This is a genomic window from Actinosynnema sp. NPDC050801, from assembly GCF_040673975.1.
Classification (GTDB): Bacteria; Actinomycetota; Actinomycetes; order Mycobacteriales; family Pseudonocardiaceae; genus Actinosynnema.
In genome coordinates, this window is sequence record NZ_JBFAQZ010000017.1 from 26,564 (window position 1) to 52,495 (window position 25,932).

Genomic DNA, 25,932 nt, shown 5'->3' on the forward strand with positions numbered 1-25,932 from the left:
CGGGAGCACTCCCCAACCGCTCACAGCCCGATGAGGTGCAGGTCCTTCTCGGTGATGAGCTTGTTCCACAGCACGAACTCGGCGAGTTTGATCAATGCGTGAGGACCGTTCAGGTTCGGCACCCCCGCTTTGGTCAACCTGGTGCGCAGGTACTCGACCTTGCGCAACAGCGTCGTGCGGGGCCAGTCCAACCTCTTCGCCGCGGCGTCGTAAGTGCGGGGATAGGGATCGTGGAACTCCCCTTTGCGCAGGTAGCCCGCGAACAACGCGATCAAGGCCAGCCTCTCCTCGTGCGTGAGCACGACGTCGTCACCGTTGACGGTCGGTTCACCCGTCGGCGATTCCCGCAATTCTGCGGGGTCGAATTCGTCGGCGTCGATCTCCACCACGTGCGGCCGAGGACCGCTGCCCGGCACGTGGACGCGCACCGATCCCTGGAGCACGTGGCGCTTGCCCGGTCCGACCGGGTTGCGCAGCCCTTGGTCGTCCACCAGGTCGAACCCGTTGCGGGTACTGGTGTTGACCACGAACCAGATGCCGTTGTCCGAGGTGACGACCCCGGCCCGACGTGAGACCGCGGCGTCGTCACCGCCCAGGCAGACCGTGCACTCGCGTGACCTGCCGAACGTGAACGCCTCACCCGCCACCACGGTGTAGGTCCGATCGCCGACGCGCACCGACAACTGTCCGCTCACCCGCACCCCAATCCCATTGGGAAGCACTCCCCACTTCCCCCTCGCGAGCACTTTTGTACGCTGCCCGAGCACACGACACCATTTTCGTGACCGCGTTGCGCCGATCGTCGTACTGGAGAACTCAAGTGGACGAACCGACTTCACGCCGCAAAAGCAGGTCGCGAATGCTGGTGCTGATCGGCGCTGTGCCCGCCGTGGTGTTCGCCGCCTCTGTCGGCGCCGGTTACAGCATGACGGAAACGGAACTGAGCGATGCTCAGGTGAACATGCACCATGGTGACGGCGTGGTCGTGGTCAACACCGAGAGCGAACGGGTCGAGGGCGAGGCGCGGGGGCTGACGACGGGCGACCAGGAGTTGGAGCTGGTGCGCCTCGCCGACGGCCGCGTCGCCTCGGTCAACCGCACCACCGGGCAGGTGACCGTGCTCAACGAGGACATGAGCACCCAGCACACCTCGGTCGGCACGGCGGCCGCCCCGGACCGGCGCCCCGACGACGTACCGGTCGTCGTCGCCGCGGCATCGGCCGCCTACCTGGTGCGGCCCGCCGACGACGTGGTCGAGCTGATCAAAACGGACGGCACACCGCAGGCTCCCGTGGCGGTGCCCGGCGCCACGCCCATCGCGGTCGGCGACGGCGAGGCCGGGCTGTGGGTGCTGACCGACGACGGCACCGTGGCGCACGTGGTCCGCGGCGCGGTCAAGGACGTCGTGCGGGCTCCCGCGCCGATCAGGCACCTGACCCTGGCCGACGGCCGCCCGATCGGCATCACCGAGGCGGGCGAGGCGCTGGACGTCGCCGCGTCGCCGCTGAAGTCCGTGAGCCGCGAGCCCGTGCCGCACGGCAGCACGGTCGTCGTGCCCTCGCCCAAGGGCGCCGGTCGGTACCTGCTCGTCCTGGACCGCCGCGGCAGGCTGGTGTCCGTCGACCCCCGCACCGGCCAACGGCACGAGTTCGACGTGCCCAAGGGCGTCGAGCACAACCTGGGCGCACCCGTCGTGCTGGACGGCAGGGCCTACGTCCCCGACTACGAACAGCACGAGCTGCGCTCGTTCGACCTGGGCACCGGCACGGCCGCCGCGTCGGTCGCGGTGCCGGGCACGTCGCCGAAGTTCACCGTGGAGGTGCAGGACCGAAGGGTGGTCGCCAACGACCGCGCGGACCGCCGCACGGTGGCGATGGACCCGGACGGGCGGCAGTCGGTGATCGACAAGGGCCAGGCGCCCGGGGTCGACACCGACACCGAGAACCCCGACCCCCGGTCGTCCTCGCAACCGCCGAGCACGTCGACCACGCCGAGCACCTCGATGACGCCCCCACCGCCGGCACCGCCCACGGCATCACGGACGACGACCACGGCTCCCCCGACGGCGCCCCAGGTGACGGTTCCCCCGATCCCTCCCGGCACCGCGCGGCAGCAGGCGTGCGACGCCGTGGACGCCGTCGGCCTCGTGTGCCAGGCGGTGGAGGTCGGCCCCGGCGGCGCGACCGGGACGGTGCGCGACACGCAACCGCGTGGCGGCACGCGAGTGCCCGAGGGCTCCACCGTCGTCGTCAACGTCTACGGCGAGAACGCCCGCGTGCCCGACGTCATCGGCCGGCGGTTGGCCGCGGCGTGCGACTCGGTCAACACCACCGTGGCCCGTCCCGGGACCGACGCGTGCGCCGAGCAGCCGATGACGGCGGCAGGCCCGAACTGGCCGTCCCTGGGCGTGGTCGCCGAGCAGTCGCCCGCGGCGGGCGGGCACGTCGCCCTCGGCACCGAGGTTTCGGTCCGGTACTGGGACTTCGTGCCGATGCCCGACCTGCGCGGCGGGACGCACGCCGGTGACGCCGCCTGCAACGCGATCATCGCCGAGACCGCCAACCAGGTGCCGTGCCAGGTCGTGCAGGGCAGCGAAGGCGGCGGTCCCGCGGGGACGGTCGAGTCCTCGACGCCCGTGCCGGGCCAGCCGGTCCGGATCGGGCAGCCCGTGGTGCTGACCGTGTTCCGCCAAGCCGCACCGTCGCCGACCGTGGACCCCATGGTCGGCATGACCTGGCAAGCCGCGTGCGACGCCGTGCGGGCCAAGGGCTGGGTCTGCGACGCGCGACCGGACGGCGTGCACCACCAGGCCGTGGTGGCCGCGCACGAACCGGCAGCGGGCACGCTGCACCCCGTCGGCTCGGTGGTGGTCGTGCACTACTCGCTCTACGAGTCCGCGCCCCTGCACCGGTTCCACAGCAACGACAGGAGCCGGAAGGTCTACCTGATCCGCTTCGCCGGCACGGTCGAGGCGGGCTACACGCAGGGCGAGTACCTCGGGCACGCGTACCGCGTCGGCGGGATAGAAGGCGGGACGGCCCATGTGGTGCGGGACTTCATGTGCACCGAGAGCGATGCCGCTTGTGGTGGAGCGGCTCCGAACCACTACTTCACGCTGGATGACGATACCCAGAAGCCAAAATGGTCCCTGCTGCGAGAGGTGGGCTTGACGCTCAAGCCGGTGAGCGGCCAGTGCGGCTCCGGGCAGGTGATGATCTACCGCTACCTGGTGCGGGAGGCGTCACGGGAGTGGTACACGGTCGACCACGCCGGGGAGGCACCGGGTGGGACGGTGTTCACCGAGAGCCTGGGCTGCGTGTGGCGCGTCGGGTGACCGTCCCGGTTGGGAAACCCTTCCCATACCGCGGTTGTCGTGAGCCGGCGACACTCGGAGCATGTCGAACAGCTCGTCGAAACGCCGGCCGGTCAACCTGTCACTGCTCGTCCTGATCCTGCTCTGCCTGGCTTTCCCGTTCACGGCGGTGTCCTGCGAGACGCCGATGGCGAGTGTGGACATCACCTACACCGGGTGGGACGCGACCTTCGGCGGTGAGCCGACGGTCACGGGCGTCAACCAGGACAAGGACGCGCCCCGGATCGCCGAACGCAGCGCCATCCCCGCGCAACCGCTGATGATCGTGGCGGTGCTCGTCGCCGTCGCCGGTCTGGTGCTGCTGTCCCGGTCCAAGGCGGGGCACTGGCTCGCCGTCGGTGTCGGGGCTGCCGTGGCGTTCTTCCTCATCGTCGGCCAGGTGTCCTTGCAGGACGCGTTGGTCTCGGCGGCGACGGAGAACAACGAGTTCAAGGGCGGCACCGCGGAGGAGATGGTCGAGTCGCGGTTCGGCTTCTGGGCGACCGTCCTGCTCGCGGTGACAGTGGCCGCGTACAACGCCATTGGCCTGGTCCGACGTTCCCGGACGACCCCGGCCCCGCCGTCGTCCTGACCCGTCTCCCCACCGGCACACGGAGTCCTCATGCCAGCCCGCACCGCTGCCTTCCTGTCGTTGCTCGCGCTCCTGGCCGCCTGCGGCGACGACCGGCCCGGCACCACGACGTCACGCGCGTCGGCCCCACCCCCGAGCACACCGGTGTCCAGCGCGGCACCCACCTTCGACCCGCCGAAAGCGTTCTCCGACAAGCCGATGCGCATCACACCGGACGCGAGCGCGCTCGTCGGTCACGGCCTGGCCTTCACCTCGATGGCCGAGGGGCAGGACTCGCTCGGACGGGGTGGCCCGACGTTGACCATCCACGCCATCTCGCTCGGCGACGGCGAGGAGCGTTGGCAGGCGTCGACACCCCTCACGAGCGCGACCCGCCCGCGGGTGGACAACAGCTTCTTCCGACTCGCCGACAGCGGCCCGGCGCGCCTGGTGTGGGCGGGCATCCACCGCACCGAGGGCAGCGGCACGCAGCAGGACCGGTTCGAGCTGGTCGCCGGGGCGGTCGACGCGACGACCGGTCGGCAGGTGTGGTCGACGCGGCAACCGTTCACCGGAAGCGACGCGCCGGAGGGCGCGAGCGCCCGAGTCGTCGGCGCCGACGAGACCCGTGCGGTGCTCTCGATCGCGCACCGGGGCGGCACGGTCACCGGCGCCATCGTGGACGCGCGGGCCGGCAGGTTCATCGACACGCCACCGGGCTTCGCGCCGATCGGACTCGCGGGCGGAATCGTCGTCGGCACCCGCGAGACGGAATCCGGTGGGACGGTCGCGCAGGGGATCGACGCGGGCTCGGGACAGGTCCGCTGGACCGGTGACGTGCGCGTGGACGACCTCGGGGCGGCCGTGGTCGACGACGACGTGGTCCGGTTCGGTTCGGCTTCCTTCTTCGACACCCAGACCTTGTTGATCGGCGCCTCCGACGGGGCGGTCAGGTCGACCCTGCCCGACCGCAACGAGTGCGCGGCCGCCGCCGCGGACGTAATCGTGTGCTTCAGCCACCAACGGGTCCACGCCCTGGACACAACCGGCAAACCACTGTGGTCCCTGCCCGACGAGGCCGCGGGCCGCGTCGCGCCCGACGTCGCGGCCGTCCACAACGGCCTGGTCTACGCCCGCGCCAACAGCGGGGTCGTCCTCGACGCCCGCACCGGCAAGGACGTCGTCACCGACCTCGACTGGACACCGGACGCCGTCGTGCCCGGCTACGGCGTCGGGCGGAACCAGGCCGAGGGCCTGCTGGTACGCCGCGCCACCGCCTGAAGACCTCCGCACACGCCAGTTCCCCCGCACTCGAAAGGAACAGCGATGAACCGACACCCCTCCCGCAAACGGCGCGCGGCCGTCTCGATCCTGGGCGCCGTGGCGCTCATGACGGGCCTGCCCGCCGTTGCCCAAGCCGCACCGCCGAGCGCGCTGCCCGCCGACGCGGGCAAAGAAGCCATGAAGTGGCAGCCCGCCTTCGACTACGACGGCGACGGCTGCTACCCGACCCCGGCCGTGGGTCGGGACGGCAGGGTGGCCCGCGGTCTGAAGACGTCCGGCGCGGTCGACGGCAACTGCCGTGACCGTTCGGACCTCGACAACACCAACTCGTACGTCCGCTCGAAGTGCAACCACGGGTGGTGCGCCTACGTGTACGCGTTGTACTTCGAGAAGGACCAGGCGAGCTTCGCGGGCGGTGGGCACACGCACGACTTCGAGCACGTCGTGGTGTGGGTCTCGCGCGACCAGGCCCGCTACGTCTCGGTCTCCGCGCACGGCGAGTACACGACGCGCGCCGCCACCGCCGTCGAGTGGTCCGGAACGCACGCCCGGGTCGTCTACCACAAGGGCCTGACCCACAGCTTCCGGTTCGCGAAGTCCGGCGAGCACCCCGAGAACCACTACGGCGCGTGGCAGTACCCGACCCTGGTGGGCTGGAACGGCTTCCCGCCCGGGATCCGCGAGAAGCTGGTCAACGCGAACTTCAGCCCGGCCTCCCTCGGGATCAAGGACAGCACGTTCGCCGGCGAACTGAAGAAGGCCAAGCCCGCGAACGTGCCGTTCAACCCCAACGCCTAAGGCCCGGTGCCGCGTGATCCAGGCACTACCGGCGCTCGCTCCCGGACGTCCGTGCACGTAGGACGGTCTCGGCGCGTGCCGGTAGTGCCTGGTCACCGGTTCATGGACCAACCCGTCATCGGTCGACACCACCGACCGGCCGCCGATGACCCGTCACATCCGGAGTCGACGTGGCGGTTCGGCGGCCCGTGCCGAGGCGGTTGACAGGGGTGGCTAATGGCATTAGCTTATGAGCTACAGCCATTAGCCGTTAGGGGATGGACATGACGCAGTTCCTGGAGCTCGACGGCGGCCGGCTCGCCTACGACGTGATCGGCGAGGGGCCGCTGATCGTGCTGGCCCACGGCATGGGCGACAACCGGACCGCCTACCGCGAGGTGGCCGTCCGACTGGCCGACGCCGGGTACCGCGTCGCCGTCGTGGACCAGCGCGGCCACGGCGAGTCCAGCACCGGCTGGGCCTCCTACACCCGCACCGACTCGGCGGCCGACCTGCTCGCCCTGGTCCGGCACCTCGGCGGTCCGGCCGTGCTCGTGGGCCACTCGTTCACCGGCGGCTCCGTCACCATCGCGGCCGCGCAGGAGCCCGAGTCGGTCAGCACGATCGTGCAGATCAGCCCGTTCACCCGGGCACAGAAGATCGACTTCGGCGGTCTGTTCTCCAATGCCCGCTACCGCAAGGGAATGGCGCTGCTCATGGGCGCGGGAATGTTCCGCAGCATCGGGCTGTGGAAGCGCTACCTCGACCACGCCTACCCCGGCACCAAGCCGGCGGGCTTCGCCGAGCACGTCGCCGGGCTCGACGCGGACCTGCGCAGGCCCGGCCGGATGGCGGTGGTGAGCAGCATGGGCATGTCCGCGCCCACCGACGCGGGCGCCCGGCTCGGCGACATCCGCTGCCCCGCGCTGGTCGTCGAGGGCTCGCTGGACCCCGACTGGACCGATGCCCGCGCCGAGGGTGAGGGCATCGTGGCGGCCATGCCGCCAGGGCTGGGCCGGGTCGAGGTGATCGAGGGGGCGGGCCACTACCCGCACGTGCAGTTCCCGGCCGAGGTCGCCGCGGCGGTCCTGGCCTTCCTCCGGGCGGGCACCCGTGGCTAGGGCGGCGCTGTCCGCGGACGCGGTGGTCGACGTCGCGCTGCGCCTGGTCGACGACGAGGGCGCGGCCGCGCTGACCTTGGCGGCCGTGGCCTCCCGCGCGGGCGTGGCCACGCCGTCGCTCTACAAGCACGTCCGGAACCTGGCCGAGCTGCGCGCGCTCATGTCGGTGCAGATCATGGACGACCTGGCCGAGCGGATCGGCGGCGCGGTGCTCGGCCGCTCCGCCGACGAGGCGATCCGCGCGCTCATGACCACCTGGCGCGAGTACGTGGTGGAACACCCGCACCGCTACTCCGCGCTCGTCCAGACACCCGAGCCGATGGTGGCGCAGGCCGGGCAGCGGCTGGTCGACATCATGCTGGCCGCCCTGCGCGCGTACGGCATGGAGGACTCCGAAGCCATCCACGCGACCCGCTGCCTGCGTGCGACCATGCACGGCTTCGCGGTGCTGGAAGCGCAGAACGCGTTCCAACTACCCGAAAAGCTGGACGAGACCTACGACCTGCTGATCCACATGGTGGTCACGGGCCTCCGAACTCCCCTCCGCCCCACATGAACCTCACGCACTAGGAAGAGATTTGAGCGTCCGGTGGGCGCGGCACGAGAACGCGCCAACTGTTCGGCAGGGGAGGCAGCGCGACGTCTTCCCCGCGCATGAAGTCCGCCCTCCACCGCTCCCGACGGCGGGCGTACCGGTGTCTCAGCACGGCGGCGATGAGGCAGCAGATCAGGGCGGCCACCACGGCCACCCGAGCGTATGCCCCTTCCGACCAGGCCAGGACCATCGCCACCATGGTGAGCAGGAGCAGCTCGTACAACACCCGGACGACCGTGCCCCACAGGGGGCTCGGCACGTCAGCGCGCAGATCCGTCAGGGTGTCGACCTCGTCCGCGCCGTACTCGCGGATGCGTGCGACCTCGCCCGTCCGCCGGCGCGACTCCTGGAAGACCTCGACGATCGCGTTCGCGCCGACCACGGCCAACCCGATACCGGCTGCGGTGGTGAACCACGCGTCCGGGCCCACAGCCACCACCGCCGCCGCGGCCACGAGGCTCAGCACACCAGACGCCATTGACAGCCCCAGGTCGCGCCGGAGGAGTCTGCGCGGCAGTGCCCCGCGGTCGATCGAGGTCGCCACCGGGCGCAGCGCCACCATGTTGACCACCTCGTCACGCGCCCGCCGAACCTCCTCGTCCACCGGCGCCTCCCCGCACTCGATCCGCAAGTACGCGGATCCCCGTTCCGGCAACGCGCCAAACGCTGCCACCCGGCCACCGGCCATCACGACTCGCCGTCCGACCCACCGGAATCTCCTCGTGCGCCACCACAACTCCAGGTCCCGTCTCAGCCTGGACGCTTTTCACGCCCGGCTCGGGTAGCGGCCGGTGGGCTGACCGAGGCAGAAAGCCCGACCCCCGGATCCGCCTGTCGCGGACCGGGGGTCGGGAGGCCGTTCTGAAGAGGTCACCGCAGGGCGGCGAAGAACGTCCGGATGTCGTCCACCACGATCTCCGGGACCTCCAGTGCGGCGAAGTGGCCGCCCTTCTCGAAACGGCTCCAGTGCACGATGTTGGAGTTGTCCCGTTCCGCGAACACCTTGATGGTCTGGAAGTCGTCGGCGAACACGGCCACGCCGGTCGGGGCGGCGTTCACCGGGGCGGGCTCGTCGGCGGGGGCGGCCGCGTTGTCGAAATAGGACCGGGACATGCCCGCGGCGGCGTTCGCGAACCAGTTGACGGACACCTCGGTGAGGATGGTCTCCAGCGGCACCAGGGACGTGCCGTTGCCGAAGGAGTTGAACAGCTCGCTGTAGGCGAGCATCCCGATCGGCGAGTCGCTGAGCCCGGCCGCGACCGTCTGCGGCCTGCTGGCGTTCATGGTGTTGTAGCCGCCGACCTTCTGGAACCACTGCATGTGCTCCAGACCGGCGTAGTCCTGCGGTTCGAGCCGCTCGAACTCCGCGGGGTCGCCCGACGGGAAGGAGAACAGCTGCAGCACGTGCAACCCCAGGAAACCCTCCGGGGCGAGGAGGCCGAGCTCGCGGGCGACCATCGCGCCGTGGTCGGAACCGTGGACGCCGTAGCGCTCGTAACCGAGCCTGCGCATGAGGGTGTCGTAGGCGCGGGCCACGCGGGCGGTGGTCCAGCCCGGTTCGGTGACCGGGTTGGAGAAGCCGAAGCCGGGTGCGTCCGGGACGACGACGTGGAACGCGTCCTCGGCGCGCCCGCCGTGGGCGACGGGGTCGGTGAGCCTGCCGATCATGTCGAGGTAGTCGACCGACGAGCCGGGGTAGGTGTGCGCGAGCAGCAGCGGCGTCGCGCCCTCGTGCGGCGACTCGACGTGGATGAAGTGGATCGGCTGGTTCTCGATCTCGGTGACGAAGTGCGGGTGGGCGTTGATGCGCTCCTCGACGGCGCGCCAGTCGAACGCGCGCCACGCCGTCACGGCCTCCCGCAGGTAGTGGTTGGGGGTGCCGTGCTCCCAGGTGTCGCCCGGCGCCGGCTGCGGCAGGCGGGTGCGGTCGAGGCGACCGTTCAGGTCGTCCAGCTCGGCCTGCGTGACCTCGATGCGGAAGGGGCGGATCTCCGTGTTCGTCATGACACAGACGTTAGAGTGCTTATAGGAAGAATTCGTTCCTATAAGGCGGAGGTGGTCGCAGTGACCGCGGACACATCGGCGCGGCTCCTCGCGCTCCTGGCGCTGTTCCAGTCGCGACCGTCGTGGAGCGGCACCGAACTCGCCGAGCGGCTGGGCGTCACGACCCGCACCATCCGCAACGACGTGGAGCGCCTCCGCACGCTCGACTACCCCGTCGAGGCCACCCGCGGCGCGACGGGCGGCTACCGGCTCGGCGCGGGCGGCAAGCTCCCCCCGCTGCTGCTGGACGACGAGGAGGCGGTGGCCGTGGCGATCGGGTTGCGCGCCGGCCGCGGCATCGCCGGGATCGAGACCTCCAGCGCCCGCGCGCTGGCCAAGCTCGAACAGGTCCTGCCGCCCCGCCTGCGGCCGATGGTGGAGGCGCTGGCCTCGGTCGTCGACCACGCGCCGGAGAACACCGACACCGACGCCCCGGACCCCGAGGTCGACCCCACCGTGCTGCGCACCATCGCGACCGCGATCCACGACGTCGAGTGGTTCCGCTTCGACTACCGCGACACCTCGCTGCTCGTCGAGCCCTACCGCCTGCTCGCCTGGAGGCGACGCTGGTACCTCGTGGCCCGCGACCCGTCCAGTGGCGAGTGGGACGTCTACCGGGCGGACTGGATCACGCCACGCATGCGCACCCACCGCCGGTTCGCCCCCACCGCCCTCCCCGACGACGACTACACCAGCTTCACCATGCGCCGTGTCGCGTTCAGCGGCTGGCAGGTGCACGCACGCCTGCGGGTCGACGCGCCGGCCCAGGCCGTCCTCGACCGGATCCACCCAGGCGTCGGCGTGGTCGAGACGGTCACCGACACCACCTCGGTCCTCGTCACCGGCGCCGACTCGCTGGACACGATCGCCGCCTACATCGGCATGCTGGGCATGGACTTCACCGTCGAGTCGCCCAGCGAGCTCAGGCCACTGCTGCGCACCCTCGCCGAGCGCTACGCCCGCGCCTGACCACCGCAACCACCCGGGAGGCCGTGGGCGGGCGGGCGAGGAGCCCCGCCCAGGTCCTCGAACAATCGCCCGGATCGCGGGTCCGACGGTTGGTGAAAGGCCGGGGTCGGCTTGACGGCATTGGGCCTCGGCGAGGCCCAGCCCCTGGTGCAGGACTTCCCCGAAACCTTCCCGTCACATCTTGACGACGCCGATGTTATCGTTCACAGTCCTCGTGGTGCGGCCAGGTCGCACCACCGTTGGCTACTAACAATCGTATACCTCAGTATCCGGCACGGACCGTCCTCGGAAATTGTTAACGCTAACACCGCACTTTCCGGGAAGTTGTCCGTGCGCGGGTGTCGTCGGCGTCCGCGCCGATGCGGCCCGCCTCATGTCGGCGATCCCCCAATGATGAGAGGAAAGACGCTATGTCGGTTGGGTTTGCGCGCACCGCGAGGTGGCGCGGTCGGTGGCGGTCGGGGTTGGCCGCTGCGGCAGCGCTGGCGTTCGTGGGCGGGTTGCTCTCGGTGGTCACGACGCCGGCGTCGGCCGCCACGGTGGACACCACCGCCTGGTACGTACTGGTGAACCGCAACAGCGGAAAGGCCTTGGACGTGGCGGGGGTGAGCAGCGCCGACGGCGCCGCCGTCACGCAGTGGGCCCGGCACGACGGGACCAACCAGCAGTTCCAGTTCGTGGACTCCGGCGGTGGCTACTACCGGATCAAGGCGCGGCACTCGGGCAAGGTGATCGACGTGTCCAGCTGGTCGACGGCCGACGGTGCCGCCATCCACCAGTGGACCGACGGCAACGGCGCCAACCAGCAGTTCCGGCTCGCGGACTCCGACAGCGGCTACGTCCGGTTGGTCAACCGCAACAGCGGCAAGGTGGCCGAGGTGCAGAACGCCTCGACCGCCGACGGCGCCGGCGTCGTGCAGTACAGCGACTGGGGCGGCACCAACCAGCAGTGGCAACTCGTCCGCGTCGGCGGGGGTGGCGGCACCTGCGCGTTGCCGTCGACGTACCGCTGGACGTCGACCGGCCCGCTGGCGACCCCGAAGGCGGGGTGGGCCTCGCTCAAGGACTTCACCAACGTCGTCCACAACGGACAGCACATCGTCTACGCCACGACGCACAACACCATCGCCGGCAAAGACGGCAGGTGGGGGTTGATGAGCTTCAGCCCCTTCACGAACTGGTCCGACATGGCCACCGCCACCCAGAACACGATCCCCTTCGACGGCATCGCGCCGACGCTGTTCTACTTCGCGCCGAAGAACATCTGGGTGCTCGCCTACAACGGGGCTTGGCCGTACAGCTTCGGCTACCGCACCTCCAGCGACCCCACCAACCCCAACGGCTGGTCCGCGCAGCAGGAACTCTTCACGACCACCCTCCCGGACATCGTGGAGCCCGACGGCAAGCGCCGGCAGGTCGGTCCCCTCGACGTGACCCTCATCGGCGACGACGCGAACATGTACATGTTCTTCGCCGACGATGAGGGCGGCATCTACCGCGCCGGCATGCCCATCGGCAACTTCCCGGGCACCTTCGGTTCGTTCACGAAGATCATGAGCGACACGGCGCTCAACCTGTTCGAGGCGGTCGAGGTCTACAAGGTCCAGGGCCAGAACCAGTACCACATGATCGTCGAGGCCCAGAACTACACGGGGTACGGTCGCTACTTCCGCTCGTTCACGGCCACCAGCCTCGACGGCACGTGGACACCGCAGCCGCAGGCCGACACCGTGACCAGCCCCTTCGCCGGCAGTGCCAACAGCGGCGCGACGGCCTGGACCAGGGACATCAGCCACGGCGACCTGGTTCGCACCAACCCCGACCAGACCAAGACCATCGACCCGTGCAACCTGCAGTTCCTCTACCAGGGGCGCGACCCCAGCACCGACAACATGGACTACGGCATCCTGCCGTACCGGCCGGGCGTGCTGACACTGCAGCGCTAGCCGGCCGCGTGGCACAGCTCCGGCTCCGGTGTCCCTGATTTCCGCAGGCGACCACGTACGCCGAACCGGGCGAGCGTCACAGCAAGCGATCAGGAACGGGTAGAGGTCAAACGGGCGGGCTCGGCCAAGGCCGAGCCCGCCCGCTCACGCGGAGAACCCGGGTCGTAACGGCTTCGTCCTGGTCGACCACGAGACGCGCAACGTGTCAGCCCGGTGAGGCGGCCGGTTTCACGTCTAGACCGTCGCCAGCGCCCGCCGCTGGAACACCACCAGCGCGACGCCGAGCACCACCACCGCCATGCCCGCCAGCACCGCGACCTCGACGAGCACCGAACCCAGCCCCGCTGACGGGCGGGAGAGCGTGAGCAGCGCGTCCATCGCCCACGAGTGCGGGAACAGGTAGCCGATCGTGCCGAGCGCTTCGCCGGCCACCTCGCGCGGCCACAGGCAGCCGCCCAGCATGCCCAGCACGATGCCCACCGGAGGACCGATGGCGGGAGCCTGCTGCGGCGAGCGCACCAGGGCGCCGACCAGCATCGCGGCACCCGTGGCGATCAGGCAGAACAGCGCGACGACCACCGCCACGCCCAGCGGGTCGCCCCACCGCACGTCGAACAGGAACCGGCTCACCACGATGATCAGCAGGGACTGCGCGAGCGCCACCGCGAACCGGCTCAGCGCCTCGCCCAGCAGCACCCGGCTCCGCCGCACCGGTGCGGCCAGGGAGCGGCGGACCATGCCGATGCGGCGGCTCTCGACCAGCGCGGCGGCGACGGCCATCGAGTTGACGAACGTGAACAGCAGCAGGTTCGCGGGCGCGGTGTAGGCGAAGCCGGTCGGCTTGGCGGACTCCTCGCCACCCGTCGAGGTGACGGTGACCGCCACCGACTCCTCCCGCGCCTTGCGCACGTACTCCTCGGCCTGCTCCGGTGACGCGCCCGCGGCCCGTGCCGCGCGGGTCGCCTCCAGCACCGCCGCCACCCTGCCGACCGCCACGTCGATCTCGCTGCGCGCGGCCATGCCGCTGCCGCTGGTCTGGGTCATGACCAGTTCGAGGCTGGTGTCACCCGGTGCCACGATCAGGCCCGCGGCCAGCTCACCCTGGCGGACGCCGTCGCGGACCTCCTCCTCGGACTCCGCGCGCCGCACCTCGAGCGCCTCGTCGGACTCCAGCTCGGCGACCACGGCCGCCGACACCGGGTCCGAGGTGTCGGCGACCACGGCCACCGGCAGCTTCGCGTCCGCCGCGCCGCCCAGGGCCATGCCGACGAACACGATCGTCACGAACGGCATGACGACGATGAAGAACATGCCGACCTTGTCGCGCAGCTGGCGCTTCAGGTTCGCCAGCACCAGCGCGGTGACGGGACGGGGCCTCACGCGAACCTCCCCTTGCGGAAGCCGAGCAGCGCCAGCGCGCCGGCGACGACGCCGATGCCGGTGACCACGGCGATCGGCACGAGCACGGCGGACGGCCCGGCGCCGGTGCCCGCCAGCTCCGACAGGCCCGCCGACACCCACCCGTTGGGCGTGATCAGCGAGACGCCGCGCAGCCACTCGGGCAGGTTGTAGACGGGCACGATGCTGCCGCCCAGGAACGCGAACACGAACGCCACGCCGAGCGTGTAGCCGTCGGCCTGCGCGTCGGTCTTCGCGCGGCTGGCCACCAGCATCACGATCGCGGTCGCCGCGAACACGTGCGCCAGCAGCAGCGGGAACACCCCGAGCGGGTCGCCCCAGCTCGCGCCGAAGATCAGCACCGACGACAGCCAGGTGGCGCACATGCTGACCAGCGCCAGCCCGAACCCGACGGCGCTCTTGCCCACCAGCGCCGTCCACAGCGGCACCGGCGCGGCGCGCATCCGGTCGAGCGTGCCGTTCTGCCGCTCGGTGAGCAGGCTGCGGGCCGTGGTGCCGACGACGAAGAACGCGAACATCACCGCCATGCCCGCGCCGTAGTGCACGGCCAGGTCCACCCGGCCGCCCGCGACCGGGTCGCCGACCAGCGACAACGCCGGTCCGGCCGCGCCGTTCTCCTCGACGAACAGCTGCACCCGGTCGGCGGGCACGCCTGCCTCCAGCGAGGCGCGCACGGCCAGCGTCCTGGCCTCGACCAGGGCCGAGATCCGGTCGACCATGCTGCGCGCCACCACACCCGCCAGCGGCGACTCGGGCGACTCCAGGACGGACACCTGCCCGCCGCGGCCCGCGCCGACGCCCTCGCTGAACCCGGCGGGGAACACCAGGGCCGCACCCGTCTCGCCGCCGTCGACCGCGCGGCGCGCCGCCGCCTCGTCCGGGTACTGGCGGAAGGTCAGCACGCCCTTCAGCTCGTCGGTGTTCAGCGCTTCGCGCTGCACGCTGGCCGGGAACTCGCCACCGTCGAGGTCGACCACGCCGATGGTCGCCTTGAGCGGCGGGTCGTCGTCACCGCCGAGCGCCAACCCGAACAGGGTCGCGAGCAGGATCGGCGCGACGAGCGCGATCAGCGGCGCGGTGCCGTCCCGCAGCCGCGACCGCAACTCGTGGCCGCCCACGACCAGCAGGGCACGCAGGGTGCTCTTCCCCAAGGTTCTCGCCCATCCCTAGCTCGGTCCGCGTCAGTCCCGCAGTGTGCTGCCGGTGAGGTGCAGGAACGCCGCCTCCAGGTCGGGCTCGACGACCTCGACACCGGTCACCGCACCCGCGTCGCCGACGGCGGCCAGCAGCGCGGGCAGCAGGTGCCGCCCGCCGGCGACGAGCAGCCGGATCGACGACGACCCGGTGACCACCGCCTCGGACACGCCCTCCACGACCCGCAGCTTCTCGGTCGCCGCCGTGACGTCGCCGTCCAGCGTCAGCTCCACGCGGTCCGTGCCACCCAGTTCGGCGACCAGTTCGCGTTTGGTCCCGTCGGCGACCACACGGCCCCGGTCGATGATCCCGACCCGCGTGCACACCCGCTCCACCTCCTCCATGTAGTGGGAGGTGTAGAGCAGGCTCATGCCCTCGCCGACCAGCGCCTCGACCCGGTCCAGGATGGCGACGCGGCTCTGCGGGTCCACGCCGACCGTCGGCTCGTCGAGGATGAGCAGGCTCGGCCGGTGCAGCAGGGCCACGGCGATGTTGGTGCGCCGCTTCATGCCGCCGGAGTAGGTGTCCACCTTGTCGTCGCCGCGGCCGGCCAGGCCGACCAGGTCGAGCACCTCGCCGATGCGCGAGGCCAGCTCACGCCGCGGCAGGCCGTGGAGCCTGCCGAAGTAGCGCAGGTTCTCCCGGGCGGTCAGCTCCGGGTACAGCGCGATCTCCTGCGGCACGTACCCGATGAGCCGCTTGGCGGCCACCGGGTCCTCGTCGACGTCGATGCCGCCGACCCGCACCGAGCCCTCGTCCGGGCGCAGCAGCCCGACGAGCATGGAGATGGTCGTGGTCTTGCCGGCCCCGTTGGGGCCGAGCAACCCGTACGCCTCCCCCTCGTCGATGTGGAAGCCGACCCGGTCGACCACGGTCTTGTCGCCGTAGCGCTTGACCAGGCCCTCGCACACCAGCGCTGGCGTCATGTCGTCCTCTCGATCAGGGTCCGCACCCGTCGATCCGCTCCGGCTGGGAGGCGCCCACCACGTTGTTCCGGAAGCGCTGGTTGCCCGGGTCGGTGCCGATCTGCACGTCGAACGGGCTGTTGCCGGTGATGGTGTTCCACTCGAAGCAGTTGTCCACCGAGTCGGAACCGCCCCAGTCCGCCGACGAGGCCAGCACCAGCGCGGCGCCCATCACCGACGGGCCGCCGGGCTCGTTGCCGTGCAACCGGTTGCCGACGACCGAGACGCGCTGGACGCCGATGGCGGCGATGCCGACGCCGGAGATCGGCGGGCCGGCGAAACCCAGGACGCCGGGCTCGTCGCCGCCGGAGGCCAGGGTGTTGCCGGTGATGTCGTTGTCCGCGACGAGCACGTCGGCGACGCCGCCGGGCAGCTCGCCCTCGTAGGTCTGGTGCAGCAGCAGCACGCCCGCCGCGTTGCCGTGGCTGTGGTTGCGCAGCACCCGCGCGCGGCTGGAGTTGTCGACGAACACGCCGAAGGCGTTGGCGGTGCTCTCGCTGTCGGCGATCAGCGCGTCGGCGGCCGGGCAGAACGCCAGCGCGATGCCGCCGTACTGGCTGCCCTCGGCGCGGCAGCGCAGCACCTCCACCTTGGCCGACTCGCGCACGTACAGGCCCCACACCGCGTTGCCGACCGACTCGACGTCGACGAGTCGCAGGTCGGTGGCGGTGTGCGCGTAGACGCCCGCGCCGGAGAAGCCGCGCACGGTCAGGCCCTCGACGGTCACACCGGACACGTCGTGCACGGTGATGCCGCTGACCACGTCGGCGGGCGCGTCGTGCAGTGCCGGCACGGCGCTGGGCGCGACGGCGCCGGGCACGATCACCGTGCGGCCCGCGCCCGCGCCGACGAGCGCGACATCCGGGCGGCCGATCACCAGGCTGCCCTCGTAGGTCCCCTCGGCCAGGCGCAGCACCGCGCCCGGCGCGCAGGTGTCGAGCGCCTCCTGGACGGAATCCCCCGGTTGAATGCGAACTTCGGCCGCGGCCTCGGTCACGGGCATCGCAGCGCTCCTCTCGACGTGGTGGTCAGTATGGCAAGGGCGACGATCAGGTCACCGCGGAAGCCCCAGCGGGCCATGCCCACGACGGCCGCGCCGTCGCCCGGGTCGGCGGACCGCTCGGTGAGCCGCGCCAGGGCGGCCGAACCGCTGGCACCGAACACGGTGTAGGCGCAACGCTCGGTCATCGACACCCGGGTGGCCGCCTCGACCTCGGGCACGGCGGCGGCCAGCAGTGGGTCGGCCCACTCCGCACCGGGCAGCGGCACCTCGCCGCACGCCTCGAAGTCGTGCCAGGAGAACCCGGGCGGCCGGCCGCCGATCGCCTTCACCAGGCACTCCTTCACCGCGACCGTGGCCGCGGTGGCCAGGCCGGGATCCGGGTGCAGGTCGCGCTCGGCGGGTGAGGCGACGTGCCGGGTGTAGGCGGGCCCGCTGTAGGACATGGCGCGGGTGACCCTGGCGACGTCCACCACGTCCACCCCGAACAGCATCAGCGGCGCGGTCACCCGGTGACCCTGTCGAGGAACCGCAGCAGCTCGGCGGTGTAGACCTCGCCGCGCTCGATCATCGGGATGTGCCCGCAGTCCTCGACGGTGACGAACTCGGTGTTCGCGTGCTTCGGCACCAGTTCGAGCCACGGCTCGATCGGCGTCATGCGGTCGTGGCGGCCCCAGATGTACAGCGACGGGCACGTGACCTTGTCCATGGCCGGGTCGACCCGGTAGGTCCTGGTGGCGCGGATGCTGCGGGCCATCGCGACCATCGCCGAGCCCTGGCGCAGCAGCTGCGCGGTCGACTCCACCTGCTCGTCGGTGAACAGGGGTTCACCGTGGAAGAGGGCGGCCAGCATGCGGTCGCGGAACTGCTCGCCCTGCAACCGCACGTCGCCGCGCCGGTCCATGTTCAGGCCCACGTCGGGGTCGGCGCTCAGGCCGGGTGCGCCGCTGACCGCGATGGCTCTCACCCGGTCCGGGAAGCGGCCCGCGAGGTCGATGGCGACCAGACCTCCCAGGGAGTTCGCACAGACCACGACCTCCTCTGCGCCGGCCGCGTCCACGGCCTCCATCAGGGCGTCCCCGAGGCGTTCGATGGAACCCGCGATCTTCGCGTCCACCCCGCAGATGGGCTCCTCGGTGCGCAGCACCGGCCACCCGGCGGCGGCGAGGGCGGCGAACGGGTGGTCCCAGATCCAGCCGCCCGCGAACAGGGCGGACATGAAGACCACCAGCGGTCGACCGCCCGCCGCGGGCCGGTGGTCGGCGGTGAAGACCGTCATCGGGCAGCTCCTGGCGTCATCAGAACAGGGGGTCGGGGGTCGGGGTGGTGCCGCACGCGCAGGTCTTGCCCGCGCCCGCGTCGACCACCTCCTCGCAGTCGGGGCAGCGCAGGTGGAAGCTCTCCCGCTCCAGCACCCACACGCTGGTGTACGCCCCGGTGCACAGGCCGCCTCGGAAGAACTTCCGCAGGGACCGCTGGTGCGGCCGGGCGTGCACGGCGCGGACCGACTCCGGGCGGTCGAAGGCGCTGATCGTGTACTTGCGGGTGCCGATCTCGAACGTGCCCACGCCGAGGAAGCCCTTCGAGGCGCGCAGCGACTTGACCACCTCGGTGCTGAGCAGGTCGACGTCCGCACCCTCGACGTCGTCGCGGAAGTCCAGGTAGGTGAACGTGAGCACGCGCGGGTAGTCGGTCCTGCCCATCGTGGTGCGTGCGCTGATGCCGTACTCCTGCACCTCGTCGCGGTCGAGGAGGAAGCGTGCCGTGTGGCCGAGCGAGGAGGCCAGCGCGACCCGGTCGAAGTGGCGGCGCACGCGCACCACGCCGTCCACGACGGTCAACACGTCCACGCCGCTCACGGCCGCCGCGCCACCCGTGCCCGGTATCCCCAGGTAGGGGGCGCGGTGCGTGGCGGTCAGGGTCCAGGTGAGCACGGCGGTGTCGCCCGCGTCGACGGCCGGCGCGAAGTCGAGCACCAGGTCCGGGAACCGGGTCAGCACGGCCTCGACGTGCGCGACGAGGTCCGCGCCGGCCACCGGTCCCGGGGTGTCCGGGTCGACGAACTCCGCCACCGCGTCCGCGACGGCTGCGGCGTCGCGCTCGCGCCAGGCCGCGGCCCACCGCGAGGCGGTCTCGATCAGGTCCATGCGGTCACCACTTCCAGGTCGTGGTCCTCGGGCAGCCGGGCCGAGATCAGTGCCACCGCGAACGCGAGGTCGGCGGTGTGGCTGACCGAGACCCGGATGCGGGTGCCCGCCGGCTCCCTGCCGTCCAGCGCGCCGATCAGGCGCACACCCGGCGGGTGACCGTGCAGGCAGGCCGCCGTGCGGCTGCACAGGGGCGCGGGCAGGGGCAGCACCTCCACCGCGCCCAGGTGCGCCGCGGTCACGGGCTCGTCCAGCAGGCGCAGCACGGCGTACTTGGCGGCGAGCCTGCCCGCCCAGTGCTGGAGGGTGCGCCCGGCGCCGGACCGCAGCCGTTCCGGGCGGGTGAACACGGCCTCCAGCGGCATCGGTTCGACCAGCTGCCACGGTGCGGTCAGCTCGCCGAACGAGACCGCGGCACTCCCCCACGTGGTCATGCCGCGGGCTCCGGGCGGCGCAGCCTGCGCACGGCGGCCGGGTCGGACATGCTGACGCAGCTCGCGCCGACGCCGCGCAGCAGCGCGGCGAGCGTCTTGCTGTCGCCGACCTCGACCAGGGTCTCGGCGGTGGCGAGCACGCGCATCGTCTCGGTCCACCGCACCCGCGCGGTGAGCTGCGTGATCAGCGCGTCCACGATGGTCGGCAGGTCCGTGGTCGGCTCCGCGGTCACGTTCGGCACCACCGGCACGCGCGGCGGGCGCATCGGTGTCGCGCGCACCGCCTCGGCCCAGCCGTCCAGCGCGCCCGCCATCAGCGGGGAGTGGAACGCGTTGCTCACCTTGAGCGCCACCACCTTGCGGGCACCGGCCGCAGCGGACAGCGCGACGAGCCGGTCGACGGCGGCGGTCGCGCCGGAGACCACGGTGTGGTCCGGCGCGTTCTCCAAGCCGACGACCAGCGGCTCACCCGGCCGGGCCGCCTCGGCGGCCAGCTCCTCCACCCGCTCCGGCGTCAACCCCAGCACGGCGGTCATGCCACCGGTGTCGGGCAGGTCGGCCATCAGCCGGGCGCGGGTGGCGACCAGGCGCAGCGCGGTGTCGACGTCCAGCACGCCCGCCGCGCACAGCGCGCTGATCTCGCCGACGCTGTGCCCGGCGACGATGTCCGGCTCCACGCCGCGTTCCCGCAGGACCGCGAGCGCGGCGAGGTTGCACGCGATCACGGCGGGCTGCGCGTGCAAGGTGTCGACGAGCTTGTCCAGCGGTCCGCGGGAGCACAGCTCGGACACCGGCTCGGGCAGCAGTTCGTCGGCGCGCGCGATCACCGCCGCGCCCGCCGGGTCGCGGCGCAGCCAGCCGCCCATGCCGATCCGGACCGTGCCTTGACCGGGGAACACGAAGCCGATCACCTGCGAACCTCCAGTCTCCTGCGCTGCCTTGCCGACGAGCCGGGTGTCGGCTAGAGCCGGCGCCGCCGGGTGGGCACCGCCGCGGCCTTCTCGGTGCCCAGGAAGCCCAGCAGCAGCTTGGTGACGATCTCCGGCTGGTCCAGCGGGATCCAGTGGCTGGCGTCCTCGACGCGCTCGTAGCGCCACGAGCCCTTGACGAACTTCACCGAGCCCGTCATGCCCTCTTCGAGCAGCGCCTTGTCCCCGGTGGACCAGATGCCGAGGGTGGGCGCGAGCACGGGCGGGAAGTTGCTCTCCACGCGCAGCTCCGCCTCGGGCGAGCGGTTGGCGCGGTACCAGTTCAGCGCCGCGGTGAGCGCACCCGGCTTGGCCAACTCGCGCGGGTAGCGCTGGTGGTCGCCCTCGCCGCCCATGATCTCCTTGAACAGCCGCCACCCGTTGCGCCGCAGCAGCTGCTCGCTCACCCCGGGGAACTGGTAGAAGAGCATGTACCAGCTGGCCTTGCGCTGCTCGATCGACGGCGTGCCGAACACGCCGGGGTGGCCGACCGACAGCACGGCGAGGTGGTCGACGCGGCGCGGCATCAGGAACGCGTACATCCACGCGATGGCAGCACCCCAGTCGTGTCCGACGATGTGCGCCTTGGGGATGCCGAGGTGCTGCGTCAGCGCCACGACGTCGTTGACGATCGTGCGCATGTCGTACGCCTCGACCTCCTGCGGCTTGCCCGACTCGCCGAAGCCGCGCAGGTCGGGCGCGATGACGCGGAAGCCCGCCTCCACCAGGGGGTCGATCTGGTGCCGCCACAGGTAGTGCGAGTCGGGGAAGCCGTGCAGCAGCACGACCGGGTCGCCCTCACCCTTGTCCACGTAGGCGATGTCGATGCCGTTGACGTGCACCGACCCGGTCAGCAGGGTGTCCTTGACGCTCATGCCCTCTCCCTGAACAGCCTCTCGGCGAAGAACTCGCTGAACCCGAACTCCGGCACGTCCTCCGGCGGGACCATGTTGAGCAGGCCGGTCACCGACGCGGCGAAGTTCTCGGCCATCAGCTCGCGCGCCCGGCGGCGGCGCTCGGCCGCGACGGGCCCGAACTCGCAGTGCAGCTTGGCGATGATGCCCGCGCCGAAGTGCAGCCGGTCCATCCGGAACTTCCGCTCGGTCAGGTACCCCTCGAAGGCCGCGGGCGACCAGTCGTCGCCGCCGGTCAGCACCTCGCACACGGCACGGGTGTCGCGCAGGCTGCACGACAGGCCGGTGCCGAGCACGGTGTCGGCGTTGCCCGCCTCGTCCCCGACGAGCACCACGCCGTCCAGGACGACCGACTGCTCGGGGAACATCGCCACCGACGGCCACAGCTTGAGCGGCCCGATCGACTTCGCGGCGCCGTACACGGCCTTGCCCCGGTCGGGCAGGGACGACAGCTCGAAGTCCGCGATGAACCGCCTCTCGCCCTCCGGGCCCTGGTAGAGCTTCCGGTTGGCGGTCGGGAAGTTGATGTAGAGCCGGGCGTTGCCGTCGCCCTGCGGGAACACCATGAACATCTTCTCGTCCTCGGTGCCCATCGCCTGCACGTCCATCGGCCAGTCGTCCAGGCCGGTGACCCGCAGCCCGCCGCCCCAGTGGTGCACCGAGGTCGCCATGGACACGCCGACCTGACGACCGACCGTGCAGCCGCGACCGGTGGCGCCGATGACCATGCGCGGCTTGGCCAGGTGCTCCTGCCCGGCACGGGTCCAGCGGACCTCCGGGCTGGTCCCGGCGGTGACCCGGACCCGCTGCGCGCCCATGACCACGGTCGCGCCGTTGTCCTCGGCCTGCTCGGCCATCAGCGCGCAGACCTCGTGGTGCGGGAACGACATGGGGCCGCCGACACCGGGCACGAACCGCGTCATGTCCACGGTCTCCGCCTCGGCCGGGTCGACCGTCTCGTCCCACTGCGTCCACTCGCGGATCTCCCACGCGCCGCCGAGGCCGAACGCGTCCTCCACGCCCAGCGTCTGCGCCTCGCGCAGGCCCCACGGCGCGATCCACTCGCCGCGCACGATGTCCTGGTAGGTCTCCTGCTTCTCCAGCAGCACCACGGACAGGCCGTTCAGCGCGAGGTTGGCCGCGGCGGACGCGCCCGCGATACCGCCGCCGACCACGACGACGTCGATCCCGGTGTGCTCGACGGTCATGCCTGCCACCTCTCCCAGGACGTGCGCTCCTTGGCCGGAACCCGCTTGGCGGGGCGGAAGTCGGTGCCGATCGTGTAGGCGACCGGTACCAGGCAGACCTGGGTGACACCGGCGGGGATGCCGAGCAGCTCGCCGACCTGCCGCTCGAACGGCAGGTGCATGCACGTGATCGTGCTGCCGAGACCGCGGCTGCGCAGGGCCAGCTGGAACGACCAGACGGCGGGGAAGATCGAGCCGTAGAAGTTGCTGGCCCGCATGGCCCCGATCCGCACGCCCTCCTGCCAGGTGCCGAGGTTGCGGGTGCCGGTCGCGCCGAGCCACTCGGCGTCGATCGCGCCGATGTCCGGCGGCCGGCCGAGCACGCACGGGATCACCAGCGCGGGCACCTTGGCGATGGTCTCGGCCAGCGTGGCGGCCGAGGCGTTGTTCTTCCTCGCCTGCGGGTTGTTGCGCCGGCGCCCGGACCGCGTCCACACCTCTTTCTGGTGGAACTGCCAGGAGATGTCGAACAGCTCCGCCAGCTGGTCCTTCACCGCCTGCTCGGTGATCACGACCCAGCGCCAGTTCTGCTGGTCGTTCGCGGTCGGTGCCTGGACGGCGACCTCCAGCGCCTCCTCGATCACCTCGCGCGGCACGGGCCGGTCGAGGTCGAGCCGGCGGCGCACCGACCGGGTGGTGGTGAGCAGCCGGTCGGTCTCCAGCACGTCGAAGGGCAGGCCGGTCATACCGCACCCAGCAGGGTTCCGCCGCGCACCGAGCCGGGCGCGGCGCTGAGCACGAGGGCCTTGGCCGGCGTCGCCGGCAGCTCGGGCTTGGTGACGTAGGACTCGACCGCGCCGGCACGAGGACTGGTCAGCCCCGGGATGGCCGGTGCGACGCCGTCACGCAAGGCGAGCGCGGCCAGCGCCAGGTTCAGCGCGCCGGTGGCCGCGCCCGCGTCGCCGGTCAGGCCCGCGGTGGCGGTGAGCCGGGCGGACGGGACGGCGTCGAGCACCGCGCCCGCCTCCGCCTCGTCGGTCGCGCCGCCGATGGCCGCACCGATCACCAGGTCCACGCCTCCGGTGGGCAGCGCGGCGATGGTGCGCTCCACCAGGGACCGCTCGTCGCCCGCTCCCGAGCCCGCGTGGGCGCTGCCCAGCACCCGCGCGTACGGGGTCGCGCCCCGGGCGGCGGCGTGCGCGGCGGACTCGACGACCAGGGCCACCGACGCGGACGCGTACGCCTGGCCCGAGTTCCGGTCGTAGGGGTTGACCTGCGCGCCGTCGCCGGGACTCGGCGCCTCGTCGGCGGCGACCACGATCACCACGTCCGCCTTGCCCGCCCGGATGGTTTCCACCGCGCAGTCCAGCGCGATGGACGCCGACGCGTTGCCGTTGCAGATGGTGGTGGTCGGGCCGCGCAGGCCCAGGGTCTGGCAGACCGCGCCGCCGGTGGCGTTGAGCACCACGTTGGAGAAGCTGAGCACGGCGGGCTTGTTCGGGTTGGCCAGCACGCTCTCGTCGAACCCGTCGGTGCTCTCCACCGAACCCGCCGCGGTGGCGAAGATGACGCCCACGTTGTCCAGGGCGGCGCGGGGCAGCTTCAGCCCGGCGTCCTCCCAGGCCAGTCGGGAGGCGGCGATCGCCATGCGCGACAGGTTGTTCATGTGCCGCCACAGCGAGCGCGGCGCGAACGTGCGGCCTTCCAGGGACGGCTGCGCGCCGACCGCGGTGCGGCCGTTGGCGACCGCCTCGGCGACCTCGGCGATGCCGGTGCCCAGGCCGGTGACCGGTCCGAGGCCGGTGAGGACGACCTCGGTGGCGGGCAGTTCGTCGTACTCGCGCGGGCCGCCTGGGCGGCGCAGCACGAGCGAGGCGTTGTTGCCGCCGAACGCATAGTTGTTGGACACCACGACGTCCATGTGCAGCGCACGCGCGTTGTTCGGCACGAAGTCCAAGGTGGACTCCGCGATCGCCTCGTCGGTGAACCCGATGGTGGGCGGCGCGGTCGCGGTGCGCAGGGCCAGCACGCTGGCCACCGCCTCGACCGCGCCCGCCGCGCCCAGCGTGTGCCCGATGAAGCTCTTGATGCTGCTGGTCGGCACCTGCGGTGCCCGCTCGCCGAACACGGCGCGCATGACCTTCTTCTCCATGGCGTCGTTGGCGGGCGTGCCGGTGCCGTGCCCGTTGACGTAGTCCACGGCGTCGGTGTCCAGACCGGCGTCGGCCAGCGCCCGGCGCATGGCCGTGGCACCGCCGCGGCCGGTCGGGTCCGGCGCGGTGGCGTGGTAGGCGTCGGCGGAGAGGCCGTAGCCCGCGACCTCGGCCAGCGGCTCCGCGCCCCGGGCCAGCGCGTGGTCCAGCGCCTCCACCACCAGGAACGCGGCGCCTTCGCCCAGGTTCAGGCCGTCCGAGCGGCTGTAGGGGCCGCACGGGCGGGCGCTGAGGGCCTGGAGGCCCGCGAATCCCGCATAGGTGCCGAACAGCAGGGGGTCGACACCGCCGGCGAGCACCACGTCCGCTTCACCGGTGAGGATCTTGTCCTTGGCCAGGCCGACCGCGTTGCCGCCCGCCGCGCACGCGGTCGAGACCAGGATGCGCGGGCCGGCCATGCCCAGCTTGCGGGCGACGACGTCGCCGGTGGCGTGCATGGGCTGGTAGCCGCCCGCCGCGGTCGGAGTGGCCTGGCACTTGCCGAGGACCAGTCCGAACCGCTCGCCGGGCAGGTCCGCGGGCGTGGCCGCGGCCAGTCCCGCCTGGGTGACCGCCTGCCGGGCCGCGACGAGGGCGAGCCGGGCCGTGCGGTCCAGCCCGGTGTCCTCGGCCGGCAACTGCGCGTCGATCCACTCGTCGGGCACCTGGCCCGCGAACCTGGCCTCGAACGCGGCGAACCGCTCGTCGTCCACGGCGGTGATGCCGCCCCCGCCCGCGGTGAGCCGTGCCCAGAACTCCTCCGGGTCCCGACCGACCGCGCAGATCACCCCGACTCCGGTGATGACCACTGGCCGCAGCGCCATGCTTGCTCCTCCTCGCGACCCCGGACGACC

At 71.9% G+C, this 25,932-nt stretch carries 24 protein-coding genes; 8 read left to right on the forward strand and 16 right to left on the reverse strand.

From position 1 onward, the window contains the following. Positions 1-20: 20 nt before the first annotated feature. Complete coding sequence (locus tag AB0K14_RS30075; protein WP_360463360.1) at positions 21-695, reverse strand: FHA domain-containing protein; 675 nt, start codon at positions 693-695, stop codon at positions 21-23. Between the two features lie 164 nt (positions 696-859). Here AB0K14_RS30075 and AB0K14_RS30080 point away from each other — a divergent pair, with 164 nt between their 5' ends. From AB0K14_RS30080 to AB0K14_RS30105, 6 genes are all read left to right on the forward strand, one after another. Next, positions 860-3,334, forward strand: coding sequence for a hypothetical protein (locus tag AB0K14_RS30080; protein WP_360463363.1), 2,475 nt, complete (start codon positions 860-862; stop codon positions 3,332-3,334). A gap of 61 nt (positions 3,335-3,395) precedes the next feature. After that, positions 3,396-3,944 (forward strand): hypothetical protein, encoded by a 549-nt coding sequence (locus AB0K14_RS30085; RefSeq protein ID WP_360463366.1) that lies wholly within the window; start codon positions 3,396-3,398, stop codon positions 3,942-3,944. 30 nt (positions 3,945-3,974) lie between these two features. Continuing rightward, positions 3,975-5,204: a PQQ-binding-like beta-propeller repeat protein gene (locus tag AB0K14_RS30090; protein ID WP_360463369.1), complete on the forward strand. Its 1,230-nt coding sequence runs from the start codon at positions 3,975-3,977 to the stop codon at positions 5,202-5,204. Between the two features lie 45 nt (positions 5,205-5,249). Next, complete coding sequence (locus AB0K14_RS30095; protein WP_360463373.1) at positions 5,250-6,005, forward strand: NPP1 family protein; 756 nt, start codon at positions 5,250-5,252, stop codon at positions 6,003-6,005. 263 nt (positions 6,006-6,268) lie between these two features. After that, the gene (locus tag AB0K14_RS30100) at positions 6,269-7,105 is read left to right on the forward strand and encodes an alpha/beta hydrolase (protein WP_360463376.1); all 837 of its coding nucleotides are present in this window, start codon (positions 6,269-6,271) and stop codon (positions 7,103-7,105) included. Beyond that, positions 7,098-7,661, forward strand: coding sequence for a TetR-like C-terminal domain-containing protein (locus AB0K14_RS30105; RefSeq protein WP_360463379.1), 564 nt, complete (start codon positions 7,098-7,100; stop codon positions 7,659-7,661). Before AB0K14_RS30100 ends, AB0K14_RS30105 begins: the two co-directional genes overlap by 8 nt. A 10-nt stretch (positions 7,662-7,671) precedes the next feature. On the opposite strand, the gene AB0K14_RS30110 is transcribed toward AB0K14_RS30105, so the two are convergent. Together AB0K14_RS30110 and AB0K14_RS30115 are read right to left on the reverse strand one after the other, a co-directional pair. Further along, positions 7,672-8,304: a hypothetical protein gene (locus AB0K14_RS30110; protein ID WP_360463382.1), complete on the reverse strand. Its 633-nt coding sequence runs from the start codon at positions 8,302-8,304 to the stop codon at positions 7,672-7,674. Positions 8,305-8,570: 266 nt separating this feature from the next. Then, positions 8,571-9,704, reverse strand: coding sequence for an epoxide hydrolase family protein (locus AB0K14_RS30115; RefSeq protein ID WP_360463385.1), 1,134 nt, complete (start codon positions 9,702-9,704; stop codon positions 8,571-8,573). 60 nt (positions 9,705-9,764) lie between these two features. Between AB0K14_RS30115 and AB0K14_RS30120 the strand changes: the two genes are divergently transcribed. Continuing rightward, positions 9,765-10,712: a WYL domain-containing protein gene (locus AB0K14_RS30120; RefSeq protein WP_360463388.1), complete on the forward strand. Its 948-nt coding sequence runs from the start codon at positions 9,765-9,767 to the stop codon at positions 10,710-10,712. Positions 10,713-11,122: 410 nt separating this feature from the next. Further along, positions 11,123-12,658 (forward strand): non-reducing end alpha-L-arabinofuranosidase family hydrolase, encoded by a 1,536-nt coding sequence (locus AB0K14_RS30125; protein ID WP_360463391.1) that lies wholly within the window; start codon positions 11,123-11,125, stop codon positions 12,656-12,658. Between the two features lie 234 nt (positions 12,659-12,892). Here the strand turns inward: AB0K14_RS30125 and AB0K14_RS30130 are convergent, their stop codons facing one another. The 13 genes from AB0K14_RS30130 to AB0K14_RS30190 are packed head-to-tail and all read right to left on the reverse strand — an operon-like array spanning position 12,893 to position 25,902. Further along, a complete protein-coding gene (locus tag AB0K14_RS30130; protein WP_360456217.1) occupies positions 12,893-14,038 on the reverse strand; it encodes an ABC transporter permease in 1,146 nt (381 codons plus the stop codon). Then, a complete protein-coding gene (locus AB0K14_RS30135; RefSeq protein WP_360456220.1) occupies positions 14,035-15,228 on the reverse strand; it encodes an ABC transporter permease in 1,194 nt (397 codons plus the stop codon). The genes AB0K14_RS30130 and AB0K14_RS30135 overlap by 4 nt, the downstream gene beginning before the upstream one ends. Before the next feature lie 30 nt (positions 15,229-15,258). After that, positions 15,259-16,197, reverse strand: a complete 939-nt coding sequence (locus AB0K14_RS30140) for an ABC transporter ATP-binding protein (protein ID WP_360456223.1) — start codon at positions 16,195-16,197, stop codon at positions 15,259-15,261. Positions 16,198-16,210: 13 nt separating this feature from the next. Continuing rightward, on the reverse strand, positions 16,211-17,239 hold the full coding sequence (locus tag AB0K14_RS30145; protein ID WP_360456226.1) for a right-handed parallel beta-helix repeat-containing protein: 1,029 nt from the start codon (positions 17,237-17,239) through the stop codon (positions 16,211-16,213). Continuing rightward, positions 17,230-17,745: a phosphopantetheinyl transferase gene (locus AB0K14_RS30150; protein WP_360456228.1), complete on the reverse strand. Its 516-nt coding sequence runs from the start codon at positions 17,743-17,745 to the stop codon at positions 17,230-17,232. Before AB0K14_RS30150 ends, AB0K14_RS30145 begins: the two co-directional genes overlap by 10 nt. Beyond that, positions 17,742-18,515 carry an alpha/beta hydrolase gene (locus AB0K14_RS30155; RefSeq protein WP_360456231.1) on the reverse strand — a complete coding sequence of 258 codons (774 nt, stop codon included), beginning with the start codon at positions 18,513-18,515 and terminating at the stop codon, positions 17,742-17,744. The genes AB0K14_RS30150 and AB0K14_RS30155 overlap by 4 nt, the downstream gene beginning before the upstream one ends. 19 nt (positions 18,516-18,534) lie before the next feature. After that, a complete protein-coding gene (locus AB0K14_RS30160) occupies positions 18,535-19,383 on the reverse strand; it encodes an ester cyclase (RefSeq protein WP_360456234.1) in 849 nt (282 codons plus the stop codon). Next, positions 19,374-19,817 carry a phosphopantetheinyl transferase gene (locus AB0K14_RS30165; RefSeq protein WP_360456237.1) on the reverse strand — a complete coding sequence of 148 codons (444 nt, stop codon included), beginning with the start codon at positions 19,815-19,817 and terminating at the stop codon, positions 19,374-19,376. The genes AB0K14_RS30160 and AB0K14_RS30165 overlap by 10 nt, the downstream gene beginning before the upstream one ends. Continuing rightward, complete coding sequence (locus tag AB0K14_RS30170; protein WP_360456240.1) at positions 19,814-20,728, reverse strand: ACP S-malonyltransferase; 915 nt, start codon at positions 20,726-20,728, stop codon at positions 19,814-19,816. Before AB0K14_RS30170 ends, AB0K14_RS30165 begins: the two co-directional genes overlap by 4 nt. A 50-nt stretch (positions 20,729-20,778) precedes the next feature. Then, complete coding sequence (locus AB0K14_RS30175) at positions 20,779-21,660, reverse strand: alpha/beta hydrolase (protein ID WP_360456243.1); 882 nt, start codon at positions 21,658-21,660, stop codon at positions 20,779-20,781. Beyond that, positions 21,657-22,907 carry an FAD-dependent oxidoreductase gene (locus tag AB0K14_RS30180; protein ID WP_360456246.1) on the reverse strand — a complete coding sequence of 417 codons (1,251 nt, stop codon included), beginning with the start codon at positions 22,905-22,907 and terminating at the stop codon, positions 21,657-21,659. The genes AB0K14_RS30175 and AB0K14_RS30180 overlap by 4 nt, the downstream gene beginning before the upstream one ends. Continuing rightward, entirely contained in the window at positions 22,904-23,632 is a 729-nt protein-coding gene (locus AB0K14_RS30185; protein ID WP_360456249.1) for a nitroreductase family protein, read from the reverse strand. The genes AB0K14_RS30180 and AB0K14_RS30185 overlap by 4 nt, the downstream gene beginning before the upstream one ends. Continuing rightward, positions 23,629-25,902: a beta-ketoacyl-[acyl-carrier-protein] synthase family protein gene (locus AB0K14_RS30190; RefSeq protein WP_360456252.1), complete on the reverse strand. Its 2,274-nt coding sequence runs from the start codon at positions 25,900-25,902 to the stop codon at positions 23,629-23,631. The genes AB0K14_RS30185 and AB0K14_RS30190 overlap by 4 nt, the downstream gene beginning before the upstream one ends. Positions 25,903-25,932 lie beyond the last annotated feature (30 nt).

Bases quoted from the DNA above. Each gene is read 5' to 3' on its own strand.
- AB0K14_RS30080 (WP_360463363.1), top strand. From the start codon at position 860: ATGCTGGTGCTGATCGGCGCTGTGCCCGCCGTGGTGTTCGCCGCCTCT.
- AB0K14_RS30085 (WP_360463366.1), top strand. From the start codon at position 3,396: ATGTCGAACAGCTCGTCGAAACGCCGGCCGGTCAACCTGTCACTGCTC.
- AB0K14_RS30090 (WP_360463369.1), top strand. From the start codon at position 3,975: ATGCCAGCCCGCACCGCTGCCTTCCTGTCGTTGCTCGCGCTCCTGGCC.
- AB0K14_RS30095 (WP_360463373.1), top strand. From the start codon at position 5,250: ATGAACCGACACCCCTCCCGCAAACGGCGCGCGGCCGTCTCGATCCTG.
- AB0K14_RS30100 (WP_360463376.1), top strand. From the start codon at position 6,269: ATGACGCAGTTCCTGGAGCTCGACGGCGGCCGGCTCGCCTACGACGTG.
- AB0K14_RS30115 (WP_360463385.1), bottom strand. From the start codon at position 9,704: ATGACGAACACGGAGATCCGCCCCTTCCGCATCGAGGTCACGCAGGCC.
- AB0K14_RS30125 (WP_360463391.1), top strand. From the start codon at position 11,123: ATGTCGGTTGGGTTTGCGCGCACCGCGAGGTGGCGCGGTCGGTGGCGG.
- AB0K14_RS30140 (WP_360456223.1), bottom strand. From the start codon at position 16,197: ATGACGCCAGCGCTGGTGTGCGAGGGCCTGGTCAAGCGCTACGGCGAC.
- AB0K14_RS30145 (WP_360456226.1), bottom strand. From the start codon at position 17,239: ATGCCCGTGACCGAGGCCGCGGCCGAAGTTCGCATTCAACCGGGGGAT.
- AB0K14_RS30155 (WP_360456231.1), bottom strand. From the start codon at position 18,515: ATGACGGTCTTCACCGCCGACCACCGGCCCGCGGCGGGCGGTCGACCG.
- AB0K14_RS30160 (WP_360456234.1), bottom strand. From the start codon at position 19,383: ATGGACCTGATCGAGACCGCCTCGCGGTGGGCCGCGGCCTGGCGCGAG.
- AB0K14_RS30165 (WP_360456237.1), bottom strand. From the start codon at position 19,817: ATGACCACGTGGGGGAGTGCCGCGGTCTCGTTCGGCGAGCTGACCGCA.
- AB0K14_RS30175 (WP_360456243.1), bottom strand. From the start codon at position 21,660: ATGAGCGTCAAGGACACCCTGCTGACCGGGTCGGTGCACGTCAACGGC.
- AB0K14_RS30180 (WP_360456246.1), bottom strand. From the start codon at position 22,907: ATGACCGTCGAGCACACCGGGATCGACGTCGTCGTGGTCGGCGGCGGT.
- AB0K14_RS30185 (WP_360456249.1), bottom strand. From the start codon at position 23,632: ATGACCGGCCTGCCCTTCGACGTGCTGGAGACCGACCGGCTGCTCACC.
- AB0K14_RS30190 (WP_360456252.1), bottom strand. From the start codon at position 25,902: ATGGCGCTGCGGCCAGTGGTCATCACCGGAGTCGGGGTGATCTGCGCG.